The sequence below is a fragment of the Streptomyces sp. NPDC050564 genome (genome assembly GCF_044457265.1).
Lineage (GTDB): Bacteria > Actinomycetota > Actinomycetes > Streptomycetales > Streptomycetaceae > Streptomyces.
This window is the reverse complement of sequence record NZ_JBITGS010000006.1, coordinates 327,063-343,885: the sequence shown is the minus strand read 5'-3', so window position 1 is coordinate 343,885 and position 16,823 is coordinate 327,063. Positions and strand designations below refer to the sequence as shown.

General features: G+C 71.3%; 16 protein-coding genes. 5 read left to right on the top strand and 11 right to left on the bottom strand.

Going from position 1 to position 16,823, the window contains the following annotated elements; genetic code table 11:
- Nucleotides 1–36 precede the first annotated feature (36 nt).
- Complete coding sequence (locus ACIBK0_RS12730; protein ID WP_399078640.1) at nt 37–1,062, bottom strand: sigma-70 family RNA polymerase sigma factor; 1,026 nt, start codon at nt 1,060–1,062, stop codon at nt 37–39.
- Nucleotides 1,063–1,116: 54 nt separating this feature from the next.
- Nucleotides 1,117–2,109, bottom strand: a complete 993-nt coding sequence (locus ACIBK0_RS12725; RefSeq protein WP_399078708.1) for a lytic transglycosylase domain-containing protein — start codon at nt 2,107–2,109, stop codon at nt 1,117–1,119.
- A 304-nt stretch (nt 2,110–2,413) separates the two neighbouring features.
- On the opposite strand from ACIBK0_RS12725, the gene ACIBK0_RS12720 reads away from it, so the two are divergent.
- Entirely contained in the window at nt 2,414–3,115 is a 702-nt protein-coding gene (locus tag ACIBK0_RS12720; protein ID WP_399078638.1) for an SDR family oxidoreductase, read from the top strand.
- Nucleotides 3,116–3,282: 167 nt separating this feature from the next.
- Here the strand turns inward: ACIBK0_RS12720 and ACIBK0_RS12715 are convergent, their stop codons facing one another.
- Nucleotides 3,283–4,677 (bottom strand): VWA domain-containing protein, encoded by a 1,395-nt coding sequence (locus ACIBK0_RS12715; protein WP_399078705.1) that lies wholly within the window; start codon nt 4,675–4,677, stop codon nt 3,283–3,285.
- Nucleotides 4,678–4,868: 191 nt separating this feature from the next.
- Nucleotides 4,869–5,726, bottom strand: a complete 858-nt coding sequence (locus ACIBK0_RS12710) for an AAA family ATPase (RefSeq protein ID WP_399078703.1) — start codon at nt 5,724–5,726, stop codon at nt 4,869–4,871.
- Nucleotides 5,727–5,973: 247 nt separating this feature from the next.
- On the opposite strand from ACIBK0_RS12710, the gene ACIBK0_RS12705 reads away from it, so the two are divergent.
- Nucleotides 5,974–6,543 carry a TetR/AcrR family transcriptional regulator gene (locus tag ACIBK0_RS12705; RefSeq protein WP_399078636.1) on the top strand — a complete coding sequence of 190 codons (570 nt, stop codon included), beginning with the start codon at nt 5,974–5,976 and terminating at the stop codon, nt 6,541–6,543.
- A 27-nt stretch (nt 6,544–6,570) separates the two neighbouring features.
- Here the strand turns inward: ACIBK0_RS12705 and ACIBK0_RS12700 are convergent, their stop codons facing one another.
- The 3 genes from ACIBK0_RS12700 to ACIBK0_RS12690 all read right to left on the bottom strand — a co-directional run bounded on the left by ACIBK0_RS12700 (nt 6,571) and on the right by ACIBK0_RS12690 (nt 9,107).
- Nucleotides 6,571–7,893 (bottom strand): hypothetical protein, encoded by a 1,323-nt coding sequence (locus ACIBK0_RS12700; protein ID WP_399078634.1) that lies wholly within the window; start codon nt 7,891–7,893, stop codon nt 6,571–6,573.
- A 200-nt stretch (nt 7,894–8,093) separates the two neighbouring features.
- Entirely contained in the window at nt 8,094–8,441 is a 348-nt protein-coding gene (locus ACIBK0_RS12695) for a MazG-like family protein (RefSeq protein ID WP_399078632.1), read from the bottom strand.
- Nucleotides 8,442–8,543: 102 nt separating this feature from the next.
- Nucleotides 8,544–9,107 carry a DoxX family protein gene (locus ACIBK0_RS12690; RefSeq protein WP_399078630.1) on the bottom strand — a complete coding sequence of 188 codons (564 nt, stop codon included), beginning with the start codon at nt 9,105–9,107 and terminating at the stop codon, nt 8,544–8,546.
- Between the two features lie 134 nt (nt 9,108–9,241).
- Here ACIBK0_RS12690 and ACIBK0_RS12685 point away from each other — a divergent pair, with 134 nt between their 5' ends.
- Together ACIBK0_RS12685 and ACIBK0_RS12680 are read left to right on the top strand one after the other, a co-directional pair.
- Nucleotides 9,242–9,568 (top strand): nuclear transport factor 2 family protein, encoded by a 327-nt coding sequence (locus tag ACIBK0_RS12685; protein WP_399078628.1) that lies wholly within the window; start codon nt 9,242–9,244, stop codon nt 9,566–9,568.
- Between the two features lie 57 nt (nt 9,569–9,625).
- On the top strand, nt 9,626–10,696 hold the full coding sequence (locus ACIBK0_RS12680) for an aldo/keto reductase (protein WP_399078626.1): 1,071 nt from the start codon (nt 9,626–9,628) through the stop codon (nt 10,694–10,696).
- 84 nt (nt 10,697–10,780) lie between these two features.
- Here the strand turns inward: ACIBK0_RS12680 and ACIBK0_RS12675 are convergent, their stop codons facing one another.
- Nucleotides 10,781–11,551 carry an ABC transporter ATP-binding protein gene (locus ACIBK0_RS12675; RefSeq protein ID WP_399078624.1) on the bottom strand — a complete coding sequence of 257 codons (771 nt, stop codon included), beginning with the start codon at nt 11,549–11,551 and terminating at the stop codon, nt 10,781–10,783.
- Between the two features lie 91 nt (nt 11,552–11,642).
- Entirely contained in the window at nt 11,643–13,115 is a 1,473-nt protein-coding gene (locus tag ACIBK0_RS12670) for an ABC transporter permease (protein ID WP_399078622.1), read from the bottom strand.
- Nucleotides 13,116–13,453: 338 nt separating this feature from the next.
- On the opposite strand from ACIBK0_RS12670, the gene ACIBK0_RS12665 reads away from it, so the two are divergent.
- Nucleotides 13,454–14,629, top strand: coding sequence for a D-alanyl-D-alanine carboxypeptidase family protein (locus ACIBK0_RS12665; RefSeq protein ID WP_399078620.1), 1,176 nt, complete (start codon nt 13,454–13,456; stop codon nt 14,627–14,629).
- Nucleotides 14,630–14,946: 317 nt separating this feature from the next.
- Here the strand turns inward: ACIBK0_RS12665 and ACIBK0_RS12660 are convergent, their stop codons facing one another.
- A complete protein-coding gene (locus ACIBK0_RS12660; protein ID WP_399078618.1) occupies nt 14,947–15,723 on the bottom strand; it encodes an SDR family oxidoreductase in 777 nt (258 codons plus the stop codon).
- Nucleotides 15,724–15,781: 58 nt separating this feature from the next.
- Nucleotides 15,782–16,807, bottom strand: a complete 1,026-nt coding sequence (locus tag ACIBK0_RS12655; protein WP_399078616.1) for a Gfo/Idh/MocA family protein — start codon at nt 16,805–16,807, stop codon at nt 15,782–15,784.
- Nucleotides 16,808–16,823: the final 16 nt, after the last annotated feature.

The window sequence follows — 16,823 nt, the reverse complement described above, 5'->3', positions numbered from 1 at the left end:
GACGGACGCGGATTTTTTTCGAGGGTTCTGAGGGCTCTACGGCAGCGCCGTCGGCGTCGGTATCTCGACGGGAGCCTCGGGTGCGGCCGGAAGCGTCGTCGGGACCGCGGACGCGACCGGAAGATCAGGGAGAGCGGGCACGCTCGGCAGGCCGGACACCCCCGGGACCTCGGGAACGGACGGCACCGGCGACAGCGAGGCGTCCGGCAGGGGCGGCACCGACAGCGGCAGCAGCGACCGGTCGTGGCCACCGGGCGGCGCTGTCGGCGTCGCTTCGTGAGAGGTGGAGGCGGGCGACAGATCACGGGCGTTCGGGGTGGCTGCCCGGCCGGCGCCGTCGGGCCGGACGGTCTCCGTGGTCTTCTGGGCCATACGGGACACGGACGGACGCGGAGTCGTGCCCTGCCCGTCCCCGTCGTGGACATATGGCAGCACGAATCCCGCCACCACCAGCGTCGCGGCGGTCGAGGTCACCGCCACGGCCTGCGCGTGTCCGCCCGCGCGCGGCTTGACGCGCCCCCACAGGAACACGGCGAGGCCCAGCGTTCCGGCCAGCGAATTGCGCAGCGTGCGCCGGGCCCGGGCGAGCAGCGACTCGACGGTCCGATAGCTCAGCCCCATGCGCACGGCGACCTGGCCGACGTCGAGGTCCTCGGACTTCAGCCGGAGCGCCTCGGCCTGGCGCGCGGGCAGTTCCCCGCTGCGTACGGCCAGCCACTTGGCCTCGGCCCGGTCGCACACCGCCTCCTCGACGGGCACCGGCCCCGGCGCGGTGAGCGTGGGGCTGCGGTGCACCTCGGCCTCACGGTTGACCTGGCGGTACCGGTCGACGCACAGCCGCATGGTCACGGTCGTCAGCCAGGCGCCGAGGCGCTCGTCGTCCAGGTCGGGGCGTTCCGCGGCGCGCAGCATCGCCTCGTGCACCGCGTCCTCGGCGTCCTCCGGGCTCATCGACCTGCGCCGGGCCACCTTGAGCAGTTGCTCGCGGTGGCTCCACATGCGCTCCCAACGGTCGTGGGCCGCCTGAATCTCCGCAGGCATGTCCGGCATGTCTGTCGCCATGAGGGCCCCTTTGCGCTCACCCGCCGGTCCTGTGCCGTCCGGCGGGTGGCGACATTACCGCCCAGTATCCAGGGTTGTGGAGGGGGAGGAGGGCATCGAGTCCACACCGTTGCTGGTCAGCGGGCCGTCGCTGGGCAGCAGGTCGTCGCCGGGCAGTTCGATGTCCGGGCCGGGCGCGGGGAGTTGGGGCTCCTGCGTCTGTGTGGCCCCGCCCGCCGGACGGGACGTGGTGGGGGCCGGCGAGGCAGGCGCGGACGGCGCCGGGGAGGGGGTGGCGCTCGGACGGGTGGACGGTTTCGGTGTGGCCGGCGGCTGTGACGGCTTCGGGTGCGCGGAGGGCTTCGCGCGGTCGTCCGGCACCACCCGGTGCCCTTCCAGGTAGTACGCGTACCAGGCCCTGACCGTGCGCAGATACGCCTCCGAGTGGTTGTAGCCGAGGACCGCCCGGTCCAGCTCGGCCGGTTCGGAGAGGTCCCGCCCGCCAGCGCACAGATAGCGCCCGGCGGCGAGCGCCGCGTCGAAGACGTTGTCCGGGTCGGCCCGCCCGTCGCCGTTGCCGTCCGTGCCCCAGCGGGCCCAGGTCGACGGGATGAACTGCATCGGTCCGACCGCCCGGTCGTAGACCGGGTCCCCGTCGTATGCGCCGCCGTCGGTGTCCCGCACGAGGGCGAAGGCGCCGCCGTCCAGCCGCGGCCCGAGGATCGGCGCCACGGTCGTACCGTCCGCCGTCACCCGACCGCCCCGCGCCTGCCCGGACTCCACCTGGCCGATCGCGGCCAGCAACTGCCACCGCAGCCGGCAGCCGGGCGCGGTGCGCGCGAGCTCCGCCTCGGCGTGCCGGTAGGCGGCGAACACGCTCGCCGGCAGCGCGGCGCCGGTCACCGATGCCCCGCGCTCGCGTTCCCGGGTCCGCAGTGGCGGGAGGCCGGTGCGGTACGGGGTGTCGCCCGACACGCTCGGCCCGTGCTCGGCGGGCGCCTCCCGCTGAGGCACGGAGGCCCGTGCCGGGACCGCCCCCGGCGCCTGTGACGCGGTCAGCGCGGCCATCGCCGCCGCCGCGATCGCCGCACCCCGGATGCCTCTGACGCTGTGCCCTGCGTGCCCTGCCACGTTGCGCTCCCCTCCCTGTGGGCCGATGTCGTCTGCTCTACGGGGCGGGGCGGGGGGTCCGTCGCTCGCGGCGCGGCTATTTCGGGAAGGGGAGCGCACGCGTGTCCGCAAGGGGGGCGCACGCGGGTTCGCGGGGGGCCGGCCTTGCAGCGGGAAACCGATCGGTTTACTCTCGCAGGAGCGGGTAACCCGATCGGTTTCCTCATTCCGCATTTCTCGTTCCTCGTTCCCGGGAGTACCCATGACATCCATCGAAGGTTCGGTCGCCCTGGTCACCGGCGGCAGCCGCGGTATCGGCCGGGCGCTGGTGCAGTCCCTGTACGAGCGGGGTGCGAAGAAGGTGTACGCGACCGCGCGCGACGCCCGGACGGTCAAGCACCCCGACGCCGTGCCGCTGGCGCTGGAAGTGAGCGATCCCGCATCCGTCGCCGCGGCCGCCGAGCAGGCGCAGGACGTCACCGTCCTGATCAACAACGCCGGCGCGTCCGTGAACGCGAACTTCCTGGACTCGCCCGTCGAGGACGTCCGCCGCGAGTTCGAGACGAACTTCTACGGCCCCCTCCTCGTCACGCGCGCCTTCGTCCCGATCATCGAGCGCAATGGCGGCGGCCACATCCTCAACGTCCACTCGGTGCTCTCGTGGATCGGCCTCCTGAATTCCTACAGTGCGTCCAAGGCCGCCCTCTGGTCGCAGACCAACTCCCTGCGGCTCGACCTGAAGCCGCGCGGCATCGAGGTCACCGGACTCCACGTGGGTTACGTCGACACGGACCTGGCCGCCCATGTCGATGCGCCGAAGTCCACTCCCGAGAGCGTGGCAGCCCAGGCGCTCGACGGCATCGAGTCAGGTGCCTTCGAGGTGCTGGCCGACGATGTGTCCCGGCATGTCAAGGCCCAGCTGTCTCAGGACATCGGCGCGATGTATCCGCAGCTGGTGGCGTAATCGGACCGTGGGCCGGCGGCAGACGGGTGGCAGGCCCGCAATCGCAGAGGGGCGGCGGGCCTGCTCGCAGACGGCCGGCAGGGCGGGTGATCGCAGCCCGGCGGCAGGCGGGCGATCTCAGCCCGGCCGCAGACGGCTGATCTCGGACCGGCGGCAGGCGGGTGATGTCAGACCGGCAGCAGGCGGGCGATCAGCTCGCTGAGCTGCCGGGCGTTGCGGCACTCGTGCATCTCGACGAGTTCGGCGTAGGCGGGCGCGGCGGAATCGCCCGTGCCCCACTGAGGCCGCTGCTCGGGGTTCAACCAGTAGACGCGGCGGGCCCGTTCGGAAAGGTGCCGTACGGCCGGAAGATTCGGGTCGCTCATGTTCGTACGGGCGTCGCCGAGGACGAACACGGTCGTACGCGGCCCGACCGCGTCGGCGTACCGCTCGTCGAACTCGCCGAACGCGACACCGTAGTCGCTGCTGCCGTGCCAGCCCGTCAGCGTGGCCTCCGCCTGGATGCGGGCGCCCAGTCCCTCCGGGTCGGCCCTGCCGTGCACCAGCAGCCCGGTCACCTCGTCGATGCGGTTGACGAAGGCGAACACCCGCACCTTGCTGAACTGGTCGTGCAGCGCCTGCACCAGCAGCATCGTGAAGTCCGAGAATCCCGACACCGAGCCCGACACATCGCACAGCAGCACCAGTTCGGGCCGGACGGGGCGGCGCCTGCGCAGCACGGGGCGCATCGGCACCCCGCCCGTCGACAGCGACCCGCGCAGGGTCCGCCGCAGGTCGATGGTGCCCCGGGCGGCTCGGCGGCGGCGTGCGGCGAGCCGGGTGGCCAGCTTGCGCGCGAGCGGCTGAACCACCCTGCGCAGCTCGGCGAGTTGGGTTCGCCCCGCGAACAGGAAGTCGACCCGGTCGGCGGTCGGGGCCACCGCCCGCCGTGCGATCTCGTCCCGGCCGCGCCGCTCGGCGACCCGGCGCCGCGCCTCTGTGGCGACCTGTGCGCGGAAGGTTTCGATGCGCTGCCGGATCTCGTCCTCCAGCAGCCGGTCGGTGAACCCCGCTCCACCGCGCTGTGCCCGGACGCTGTCGCGCACCCGCGCCATCAGCGTCTGCGGGCGCAACCGGTCGAGCGTCTGGTACGACGACCAGCCGTCCGACCCCGGCGAGGAACCGTAGCCGCCGAACCCGTCCACTGCCTCGACCGCCAACTGCGCGATCGCCGCTCGGTCGTCGGCCGCGAGCGCGGCCGCGAGCCGGCTCCGCAGGTCCTCCCGGTCGGCGGGTGCCGCGCTGTCCGGCGGCGCCCCGACGCGACGCGGAAAGTACACGTCGAAGACCGGATCGAACACCCGCCGTTGCCCCGTGCTGTGGAGCAGCGTGGCGGCGAGGCCTTCGCGCAGCCGTTCCCGGTCCGCGAGGCCGAGCGCCTCCAACGCCTGCGCGGCGTCCAGGGTTTCCCCGGTACCGATCCGCACCCCGTGCGAGCGCAGCGTTCCGACAAGACCTGTCAGCCGCTCCGCCACATCGGCCGCTTGGTCGGCTGCACCCGCTGTTCCGACGGGACCCTTCAGCCGGTCCGCGTCACCGGCCGCCGGGTCGGCTGCGCCCGCCGGTCCGACGAGACCTGTCAGCCGCTCAGCCGCACCGGCCGCCTGGTCTGCCGCGCCCGCCGGTCCGACGAGGCCCGTCGGCCGCTCCGCCCCACCGGCGGCAGGGTCGCCCGCGCCCGCCGGCTGATCCGCCGCACCGGCCGACGCCGCGGTCACACGGCGTCCAGGTCGAGCTTGGCGGTCGCCTTGAGGACGTCGTCCTGGTGCTTGAGGAGCACGCCGAGGCTGTCGTGCACGACGCTCTCGTCGAGGGTGTCCGCGCCGAGCGCGAGCAGTGTGCGAGCCCAGTCGATCGTCTCGGCGACCGAGGGGACCTTCCGCAGATCCATCTCGCGCAGCGCGCCGACCACCCGCACCACGGACTCCGCCAACGCCACGTCGAGGCCCGGCACCTTCAGCCGTACGATGCGCCGCTCCAATTCCTCGTCCGGGAAGCCGATGTGGAGGAAGAGGCAGCGGCGGCGCAGTGCCTCGGACAGCTCGCGGCTCGCGTTCGAGGTGAGGACCACGAAGGGGCGGCTGGTCGCGGTGATCGTGCCCAACTCGGGGACGGTGACCTGGAAGTCGCTGAGCACTTCGAGCAGCAGGCCCTCCACCTCGACGTCGGCCTTGTCGGTCTCGTCGATCAGCAACACCTTGGGCTCGTCGCCGCGGATCGCGGTCAACAACGGGCGCGCCAGCAGGAATTCCTCGCTGAAGATGTCGGTGCGCGCTTCGTCCCACGTCTCGTCGCGGCCCGCGCTGATGCGCAGCAACTGCTTGGCGTGGTTCCACTCGTACAGCGCCCGGGACTCGTCGACGCCCTCGTAGCACTGCAGCCGGACCAGTCGTGCTCCGGCGACCTGCGCGACGGCCTTGGCGAGTTCCGTCTTGCCGACCCCGGCGGGGCCCTCCACCAGGAGCGGCTTGCCGAGGCGGTCGGCCAGGAAGACCGTCGTGGCGACGGCGGGCGACGCCAGATAGCCGGTCTCGGCGAGGCGCGCGGAGACATCGTCGACGGATGTGAACAGCAACGGGGCCTCCAGCTCGGCACGGGCGAGGTCGGCTCACTATCTAAGCGCTTGTTCACCACCCTGTCACGTGTGAGCGTGCTCGCACAGCGTCACGCGTGTGCGCGCTCGCAGAGGGTCACGCGAGGGTGCCGGCGGAGGGTCGGGTCACGCGTGTGGGTGCTCGCAGAGCGCCAGGCGTGAGGGTGCTCGCGCAGTCGTATACCGATCGGTTTCCTCGCTCCCTCTTGCGAGGTAACCTCGCGGTATGGCCACTACAGACAAGGCGTCCCCGAGAGACCGGCTGCTGGACGCGGCGGCCGAGCTCTCCTACCGCGACGGCGTCTCCATCGGCATCGAGGCACTGTGCCGGTCGGCCGGTGTCTCGAAGAGGTCGATGTACCAGCTTTTCGCCGGCAAGGACGACCTCCTCGCGGCCAGCCTGGAACGGCGCATTCCGGGGTACGTGGAGGAGCTCACGCCCGATCCGGGGGAGTCCGTCACACCGCGCGAGCGCATCCTGGGCGTCTTCGAGCGGCTGGAGAAGACAGCGGCGCTGCCCGAGTTCCGCGGCTGCCCCTTTCTCGCCGTGCTGGTGGAGCTGAAGGACCCCGAGCACCCGGCGAGCGCGGTCGCCGGGGGCGCCAAGCAGCGCCTCAAAGAGGTGTTCCGGGTCGAGGCCGAGCGCGGTGGCGCGCGCGACCCCGATCTCCTCGCCCGGCAGTTGATGCTGGTCTTCGACGGTGCGAGCGCCCGCGCGGGCGCCGGGATCGAGACCCTCGACGGGCTCACCACGACGACCGCGACGGTGCTGCTGGACGCCGCGGCCGTCAAGTAGCACCGCGCCGCTTTCGCTACCGCTGCCTCAGCCGGTGACCGTGAACCACGTGGTCCGGGACTTCTTCCACTCCGGGTGAGTGAGGTCCTTGGCCTCCGTGCCGTCGCCGTACAGATCGGCGGAGCCGTCGTCGGTGATCAGCTGGGCACGGGTGCCCGGGACGGTCAGGTCGGGGACGTCGACGACGGATTCCCAGCCGCCGGGGTCCGAGGTGGGGAGGTCGAGGCACTTGACCGGGGCGTGGGCCGGGTTGCCGTCCCAGGAGTACAGGGCGTACGGGTCGGTGTTGTCGTCGGCGGCCCAGGAGCCGGCGACGATCAGGTACTGGTTCGAGGCGTTCTTGCGGATGTCGCGGACCGAGAGGCCGCCGAGGTCGAGCTCGATCGGGGTGCCGAAGGTGGCCGACGCGCCGCTGCCGACCATCTTGTCGATGTTCGTGACGGGGACGAGGAGCGCCTTGCCGCCCGCCACCGCCGGGGCGAGGGGCGCGCGGAAGCCGATGTACGCCGTGGTCGTCGAACCCGGGGCGAACTCCAGGCCCTCCACGTTGAAGCCGTCGATCTGCTTGGGCACCTGACCGTCGGCGGTGCCCGCCGCGAAGCCGTACCGGTCGCCGTTCGCCTCGTCCCAGGCGACGAGGTCGTCGCGCAGCTTCGTGTACGCGCCGCCGTACGAGAGGGTCGTGGCCGCGCCCGTACCGGTGACCTTGGTCGTGAAGACCGTGTTGCGGGCCGACTTGTATTCGCCGTCCTTGTTGTTGCCCAGCGAGCCCGTCCAGTAGATGGTGTCGCCGACGCGGGCGGCGCCCTCGATGTCGATCTCCTTCGAGACACCGATCTTGGAGCTGAAGTCCCAGGTCCTGACGGGCGCACCCGATGTCGAACGGTCGTACAGGCGCAGCACGTTGGACTCGTCGTCCGCGACGACCGCGTACCCGCCGCCCACGTCGACGGCGGCGGAGGCGTCGCTGGAACCGGTGAAGTACCTGCTGTCCGCGCTCTGCTGGACGGCGGCCGACGCGGCGTAGTGCAGCGTCTTCGTGGCCGTCTGGCCGTCGACCCCCGTCACCTTCACGGTGAGGTCGGTGTAGCCGCGGCCGCGCGCGGCGACGGCGACCTTACGGGTGGCACCGGTTCCGGTGACGGTGACGTCGCCGGTGGTCGCCACGGAGGTCTTGCTGCTCTTGGTCACCGAGACGGCGAGCGCACCCGCGTCGGCACCGCTCTGGGCGACCGCCACCTGCACCACCGGATCACCGCTCGCGCCCACCGCGCCGGACAGGTACGCCGCCGACAACGAAAGGCTCGGTGTGCCGTAACTCGCCGCCCGCGCCTGGCTTCCCATCCCCATGACGGCGAGCGTAAGCACCCCGCTCACCACGGCAATCGCCCCGCGACCTGAGGGAAAAACGTAGTCCTGCACTGGGACCCTTTCGTCGACGTGATGCCGACGAGAAGGCTCAGCCGCCTCCGCCAACTCCATGCGGCGCGCGTAGGTCCGCGGGGTGAATACCTCCGGACACCGGCAGGTCGCGGGGTCGCAAGTGCGTCCTATGTTCCGGGAGTTGGGCCCTTGCCGACGGGTCCGAGCGACCGCTCCGTGACGCTCGCCAGGTGGGCGGTGAAGACCTCGCGCGCGTCCGGCGCCAGCGTGCGCAGGGCCACCAGTGCCGTGATGACGACGTCGCAGAGTTCCGACTGGACGTCGTCCCAGGTGTGGCTCGTGCCCTTGCGTGGGTTCTGGCCCGTCGCGCCGATCACCGCCTGGGCGACCTCGCCGACCTCCTCCGACAGCTTCAGCATGCGCAGGAGCAGGCCCTCCCGGCCGCCGTGCGCCCGATGGGCGTCCAGCCAGGCGTGCAGGCGGTCGATCGAGTCCCAGACGTCTTCATCAGCCATGCGGCCAGCCTCCCCAGCGACGGCACGCCCGACGCCTCCTGCTGGACCCGACGCCTGCTCGTCGACGCTTGCCTGCTCGTGAGCCCGACCACCCCTGCTCGTCTACTCGTCGATGAACGCCTGCTCGTCGAACAGCGCCTCCTGCTCGCCCTCCGCCGCCACCCGCACCCTCTTGTTCCGCGCTCCCACGACCAACGCCGTGACCGCCGCCGTCACGCCCAGTGCCGTCGGCACCATCCAGCCGCGGTTCACCGCGTGGCCCACCAGATGGTCGAGGGACAGCCGTCCGGGTCCCGTCACGGCGAGGCCCGCCGCCGTCAGACCCAGCGATGCCGCGTACTCGTAGCCGCCGTCAGCCGCGAAGAAGCCGTTCGGTGCGTGCACCGCCGCGGCGCCCGCCATCGCGCCGGCCGCCGCCGCGCCCGCCGCGGGCGTGGCGAGGCCCAGCGCCAGCAGCGTGCCGCCGCCCGCCTCCGCGAGTCCGGCCGCCCTCGCGCTCGTCTTCCCGGGCGTGTAGCCCATGGCCTCCATGGCCGCACCGGTCCCTTCGAGGCCGCCTCCGCCGAACCAGCCCAGCAGTTTCTGCGCCCCGTGCGCGGCCAGCACCCCGCCCGTGCCCAGACGGAGCAGCAGCAGTCCCAGATCGGTTCGGTCGAAACAGGTCACGGTGACTCCCAGAGCAGACAGCGGGCAACGGTTCCCTCCCCGGGTCTCCACCGTCGCACCGAACGGGCGAAGCCGACGCTCCCGGGCAGCCGTTCGGGTGGCGGACGCGGGGGACCGGTGTGAGTCTGGCTCCCATGACGATTCAGGTAGCGAAACTCAGCGATCCGGCCGTCCGGGCCTTCGTCACCGCGGTGAACGCCCACGACCGGGACGCCTTCCAGGCGCTGCTCGCACCCGGCGCCACCATGTCCGACGACGGCTCCGACCGGGACCTCGCCGACTGGACCGAGCGGGAGATCTTCTCCTCCCACGGCCACATGGACGTCGACAACGAGTCCAACGGAGGCCACTCCCTCATCGCCCGCTACAGCAACGACACCTGGGGCGAGATGAAGACGAAGTGGAGCTTCACCGTCGACGACGGCGGCAGGATCACCCGCTTCGAGACCGGCCAGGCGTAACCGTCACTCGCCGGGGGCTTGCCTTGGTGTGCGCTCCAACTCCTAGCGTCCAGTGGCATGGAGACCACTGAGCACGGGACGACTGGGACCACTGGGCACGGGACGACTGGGACCACTGGGCACGGGACCACTGAGCACGGGATCACCGAGCACAGGACACTGGGACGCAGCGGTATCGAGGTGAGCCCTCTCGGCTTCGGCTGCTGGGCCATCGGCGGCGAGTGGTCGACCCCCGACGGGCAGCCGCTCGGCTGGGGCAAGGTCGACGACGAGGAGTCCGTACGGGCCGTTCGGCGCGCCCTCGACCTCGGTGTGACCTTCTTCGACACGGCGGACGCGTACGGCGCAGGGCACAGCGAGCGCGTTCTCGCGCGGGCGCTGGGCAAGCGGCGCTCCGACGTGATCGTGGCCACCAAGTGGGGCAACGTGATCGACGAGGAGCGTCGGCTGCTCACCGGCAGCGACGACTCCCCGGCGTACGCCCGCCGTGCGCTGACCGCCTCACTGCGGCGCCTTGACACCGACCACGTCGACCTCTACCAGCTGCACCTGTCCGACGCGGACCCGGAGCGGGCCGCGCAACTCCGCGAGGCTTGCGAGGAGTTCGTACGGGAAGGGCTGATCCGCGCCTACGCGTGGAGCACCGACGACCCCGAGCGCGCGGCCGTCTTCGCCGAGGGCGCGCACTGTGCGGCCGTGCAGCATCGGCTCAATGTGCTGCAGGACGCGCCCGAACTCCTGGCGCTCTGCGCCGAGTCGGACCTCGCGAGCGTCAACCGCAGTCCACTGGCGATGGGGTTGCTGACCGGGAAGCACACCACGGGGCAGACCCTCGAAGCGGGGGACATCCGCAACACGCCGCCCGCCTGGCTGCCGGGCTTCACCGAGCAGGGCGGCGCCGACCCGCGGTGGCTCGCCCGGGTCGACGCCCTCAAGGAGATCCTCACCAGCGGCGGCCGTACCCTCGCGCAGGGCGCCCTCGCCTGGCTGTGGGCGCGCAGCCCGCACACCGTTCCCATCCCGGGGTTCCGCTCGGTCGCCCAGGCCGAGGAGAACGCGGGCGCGATCGCCAAGGGGCCGCTCACCGCCGGGCAGCTGGCCGAGGTCGACCGCGTACTCGGACGGTGAGCGGCGTCGCCCTGGAGGACGGCGTCCTCCAGGGCGTCCGCATTCCCCAGGACCGCGCACAGGCAGCCGTAAGACCACCGAAGGTCAGTGACCCTGACCGCCGTACGTCTGCTGCTGGGCGTACTGCTGCTGGGCCGGCTGCTGGGCGAACGGCTGGGCCGCGGCGGCACGGCGCGCGCCGCCCTGCTCGGTCAGCATGATCTGCCCCGCCTTGATGGTGGCCAGGCGCGGTGCGCGCCGGGCGATGGACGAGTCGTGGGTGACCATGATGAAGGTCAGCCCGTACTCGTGCCACAGGCCTTCGAGCAGCCCCATGATGTCGTCGCGGGTGCCCTCGTCGAGGTTGCCGGTCGGCTCGTCGGCGAGCAGCACCTTCGGCTTCTTGACCAGCGCGCGGGCGATGGCGACGCGCTGCTGCTGGCCGCCGGACAGCTCGCTGGGCGCATGGCCCAGGCGGTCGCCGAGACCGACCGAAGTCAGTGCCTCGGCGGCCCGCTCGTGCCGCTCCTTGGGCTTCACGCCGAGCGGTACGAGGGCGGTCTCGACGTTCTCCTGCGCGGTCAGCGTCGGGATGAGGTTGAAGGCCTGGAAGATGATGCCGATCTTCTCGGCGCGCAGCCGGGTCAGCTTGGCCTCGCTGATGGAGGCGAGGTCCACGCCGTCCAGTTCGACGCTGCCGGAGGACGGGCGGTCGAGGCCGCCGATCATCTGGAGCAGGGTCGACTTGCCGCCGCCGGTGGGGCCCTGGATGACGAGCTGGTCGCCGTCCTCGATGGCGAGGTCGACGCCGCGCAGCGCCTCCACCGTCTCCTTGCCCCGTGTGTAGCGCTTGGTGACGCCGGTGAGCTTGTACATGAAGGTCTCCGAAGATGAAGGAGGCGGGGCGCCGCGGCCCGGGGGGAACGGACGCGGCGCCCCGGCTCAGGGGGTATGGCCCGAGGGCGAGTTACGAGACACTGCGCAGCGCGTCCGCCGGGCGCATCCGGGAGGCGCGCCAGCCGCCCATCGCACCGGCGATCAGGCCGCCCGCGATGGCCAGGCCCGCCGCGAGCGCGATGGTGGTCAGCGAGACCGGCGCGGACAGCGCGATCTCCATGGTGTTCTTGGCCGCCGAGGCCGCCTGGCCGGGACCGCCGCCACCGGGGCCGCCGCCCATGCCGCCACCGCCGCCCATGCCACCGGTGGAGCCGAGCTCCGCCGTCAGCTTCGGGCTGATCGCGGTGATCGCGTACGCCGCGCCGAGGCCCAGGGCGATGCCGAGCGCGCCGCCGAGCAGACCGTTCACGATGGATTCGCCGACGACCTGGCGGGTCACCTTGCGGGACGGCCAGCCGAGCGCCTTCAGGGTGCCGAACTCACGGACGCGACGGGAGACGGCGGAGGAGGTGAGGAGCGCCGCCACCAGGAACGCGGCGGCGAGGACCGCGATGGACAGCCACTTGCCGACGCTGGTGGCGAGGTTGGAGGCGGTCGACAGCGAGCCGGAGACGGTGTCCGCGAGATCGGCGGACGTGGTGACCGTGGTACCCGAGATGTTCTTCTGGATCGTCTTCTTGACGGCGTCGATCTGCTTCGAGTCGGTCGCCTTGACGTAGATCGTGGTGACCTTGTTCTTCGAGTCGCCGAGCGTCTGCGCCTGCTTCAGCGGCAGGTAGACGTCGGTGGTCGACTCGCTGCTGTCCGGCGTCGCGATACCGATGATCGTGTACTTGGTGCCGGAGATCTTGAAGGTCTTGCCGACCTTGTACTTGTTCTCCTTGGCGTACGACTTGCTGACCACCGCCACCTTCGCGTTGGTCTGCGCGGTCGTGAAGGTCTTGCCCGAGGTGATCTTCGAAGTCGCCAGCGGGCCGAGGTCCTGGTTGGTGACGTCGACGCCCGCGACGGAGTACGAGTTCACGTCGAAGGAGGCGCCGCCGCCCTGCACCTGGGGCTGGCCCGTGCTGGTGCCGCCGCCGGGACCGCCCTGGCCGCCGCCCTGCTGGGTGGAGGACTGCGCCTTGCCCTGCGTGAAGGAGCCGTTGACCTTGGTGACGTTCAGGCTCAGCGCGCCCACCGCGCTCGCCACGCCCTTCTGCGCGGCGACCTCGGTGACGAGCGAGGACTTCAGGGTCTGACCGCCCTGCGTCATCACGCGGTCGGAGCTCTGGGTCGTCTTGCTGTCGTTGGACTTGGCGTCGAAGTCGAACTTCGGTCTGCCCGAGGCGTTGCTCGAGGGCGCCGTCTGGGCCTTGGTGACCGTCATGTCGGTGCCGAGCCCGTACAGCGACTTCAGGACCTTGTCCTGTGCCTGCTGCATGCCGGCCGACACCGAGTTGACGGTGATGACCAGCGCGATACCGAGCGCCAGACCCATGGCGATCACCAGCGCCGCCTTCTTGCGCCGGCTCAGCTCACGCTTGAGATAGATGCCAAACATCCCGTTCCTCAAAGGTTCTTGGCGCCCGCTGTGGGCGCGGCCACAAGCTATGGAGGAACCTTTGAGCCGGGCTGAGTAAGAGATGTGTGAGGGCTGAGAAAGTAGCGCCCGGAATCAATATTCCGTAAGACAGCCGATTCCTAGGCTCTCTAGGGCGTACTGCCAGGAAACGCCTGTTGAGTGGGCCTTGGTGAAGACAGCGGGCTCGCCCGGTACGCATCTCCCGGTGGGACGGTGGACGGTCGTACGGGGCGGGCCCGCGCCGTTTTGCCGCGCCTTTGTGAGTCCTTTATTACCCCGCTGTGCCACGCCGCGGAAGCGCTTTGTACGGTCCCGGGATGCGTGTTTCTTCTCGGGTTTCCCGTCGTGCCGCTCTCGGCCTCGCCGCGGCCGTCCCGCTGGCCGCGGCCACTTCCACGGCCGCCCCCTCCGCGTACGCCGCCACGACGATCGGCGGTGAACGGCTCGGCCGCACCGGCATTCAGGTGCGTGGCGTCTCGGGGCTGCCCAAGAGGCTCACCGCCCGCGCCTGGGTCGTCGCGGACCACGACAGCGGCCAGGTGCTCGCCGCGTTCAACGCGCACCGGCGGCTGGCACCCGCGTCCACCCTGAAGATGCTGTTCGCGGACACCGTGCTGAAGAAGTTCGAGCGGACCGAGAAGCACAGGGTGACCGACGCCGACCTCGCGGGGATACCGGCGGGCTCCAGTCTTGTCGGGGTCAAGCCCGGCATCACGTACACCGTCGAGCAGTTGTGGCAGGGCGTCTTCCTGCGCTCGGGCAACGACGCGGTGCACGTGCTCAGCCACATGAACGGCGGCGTCGCCGCGACCGTCGCCGAGATGCAGGCCAAGGCCGCGGACCTGCAGGCCCTGGACACGCACGTGATCAGCCCCGACGGCTTCGACCACAAGGGGCAGCTGTCGTCCGCGTACGACCTGACGCTCTTCGCCCGGCACGGCCTCGCCAATGCCGACTTCCGCGCCTACTGCGCGACCAAGACCGCCGATTTCCCGGCCGGCGGCAAGAAGACCTTCCAGATCCAGAACACCGACCGCCTGCTCACGGGCGCGTGGGGCGTGGAGCCGTACGACGGCCTGATCGGTGTGAAGAACGGCTACACCAGCAACGCGGGCAACACCTTCACCGGCGCGGCGACCCGCGACGGGCGGACCCTCCTCGTCACCGTGATGCACCCGAAGAGCGGCGGCAGCGGCGTCTACGAGGAGACGGCGCAGCTGCTCGACTGGGGTTTCAAGAACGCGGCGAACGCCGTGCCGGTCGGCACGCTGGTCGATCCGCTCAGCGAGGGCGGTGCGAGCGCGACGCCCACACAGAAGGCGGCGAAGGCGGCCGCGGGCGCACAGTCGGGGGCGTCGGGGGACGGCTCGTCGTGGGGACCGCTCGGCGGGGCCGGGGGAGTCGTCGCGCTGCTCGCGGGCGGGGTATTCGTGCTGCGCAACCGCCGGCGCAAGGCGGCCGACGACGCCGCGGACGGCCGTCATCGGCGCTGAACCTCGCGGCGCCCGCACATGTATGGGGGCAGCCGTTTCGCGGTCCGGTGCATACCTCGCGGTCCCGCGCGAGGTCCGCCCCCATCCGGTCCGCGGAACGGCTGCCACCTCCCCCCTCGGAGTGGGCCGATGGCCCTACCGAAGTCTTGTGCTCCAAGTGTGAAGCTCTGGTGGAGGAGGTGTTGAGCATAAGCCCACTACCGGCCCATATGGTCCGGAGGTTCAGCTTCCGTTTGTGTAAGTTGAGTCGTTGACCAGTCGTTGACGAACCGTTGAGGAGTGGTTGATCAGCCGTTCACGACGCGGGCGCGATCGGCTCAGCCGCGCCCCACGTACGGCATCGTCGTCGCCAGCACCGTCGCGAACTGCACGTTCGCCTCCAGGGACAGCTCCGCCATGTGCCGGACCGTGCGCGCCACATGGGCCACATCCATCACCGGCTCGATCGCCAGTTCGCCGTTCGCCTGGAGCGTTCCGGTCCGCATCCGCTCGGTCATGTCGGAGGCGGCGTTGCCGATGTCGATCTGGCCGCAGGCGATCCGGTACGGGCGCCCGTCCAGGGACAGCGACTTGGTCAGACCTGTCAGCGCGTGCTTGGTCGCCGTGTACGCGATCGACTGCGGGCGGGGCGTGTGCGCCGAGATGGAACCGTTGTTGATGATCCGGCCGCCCTGCGGGTCCTGCTCCTTCATCTGCCGGTACGCCGCCTGCGCGCACAGGAACGCGCCGTTGAGGTTGGTGTCCACCACGTGCCGCCAGGCGTCGTACGGCAGCTCTTCGAGCGGGACACCGCCCGGGCCGAACGTGCCGGCGTTGTTGAAGAGCAGGTCGAGCCGCCCGAAGCGGTCGCGCACGGCGCCGAAGAGGGCGGCCACGTCGTCGGGCCGCGAGACGTCGGCGCGTACGGCCACCGAGAGTCCCTCGGGGACGAGGGCCGCGGTCTCCTCCAGGGGCTCGGTCCGGCGTCCGGCCAGCGCCACCGACCAGCCGGTGCGCAGCAGTTCCACGGCTACCGCACGGCCGATGCCGGAGCCCGCTCCCGTCACCACCGCGATCTTCGTCTGCGGGACGTTCATGGCATGCATGGCGTTCATGGGGCCGCAGCGTACGGGAGTGTCCGCGGTGCGGAAGGGAGGGTCCGCAGTGCGGAACTCAGTCCGTGTCGGCCTCGCCCGGTTGGCTGACCTCGCCCGGATAACGGACGCCGATGCGGTCCCGTATCGCGTCGAGCGTCCGCATCACGGCGAGGCTGCCGTCGAGGGGGACGAGCGGGGACTCGGTCTCGCCGGCGCGCAGGGCGCGCATCGCCTCGGCGGCCTCGTGTCTGAGGCTGGTGCGCGGGCCGTCCGCCGGGTCGGCCGTGAACTTCTCCGGGTCGCGGCCGTCGCGGTGCAGCACGAGGCGGTCCGGGAAGAAGAAGCCCTCCGGGATGTCGATGCGGCCCTCGGAGCCGGTGACGGAGGCGGAGACAGCGGTGCCGCCGTTGATGGAGCAGTGCACCGAAGCGAGAGCGCCGCTCTCCCAGGAGAGCAGTGCTCCTGTTTGGAGATCAACGCCCTCGTCGGAGAGCACTGCTCTCGCGGTGATGTCCGAGGGCTCCCCGAGCAGCAGTTGCGCGAACGACACCGGGTAGACGCCCAGGTCGAGGAGCGCGCCGCCGCCCTGCGCGGGGTCGCGCAGCCGGTGCGACGGCGGGAACGGGCCGTTGATTCCGAAGTCGGCCTGCACGGTGCGGACCTCGCCGATCGCACCGTCGTCGACGAGCGTCTTGAGCCGCCGGATCAGTGGATTGCAGTACATCCACATGGCCTCCATCAGGAAGCGGTCGTGCTCCTTCGCGAGGGCGACCAGTTCCTCGGCCTCGCGCGTGTTCAGCGTGAAGGCCTTCTCGCACAGCACATGGCGCCCGGCCTCCAGGCACATCCCGGCGGCGGCCCGGTGCGCCGCGTGCGGAGTGGCGACGTACACGATGTCGACGTCCGGGTCCTCGGCGAGCGACGCCCAGTCCCCGTACGCCTTCGGTATCCCGAACCGCTCCGCGAAGGCTTTGGCCGAGGCGTCCGTCCGCGAGGCCACCGCCACGACCTCGGCGTCCGGCATGTCCACCAGATCCGCCGTGAACGCCGCGGCGATCCCCCCGGTCGCCAGAATCCCCCACCGCACGCGCTCGCCCGTCATCCCCGCCCCTTCGCCC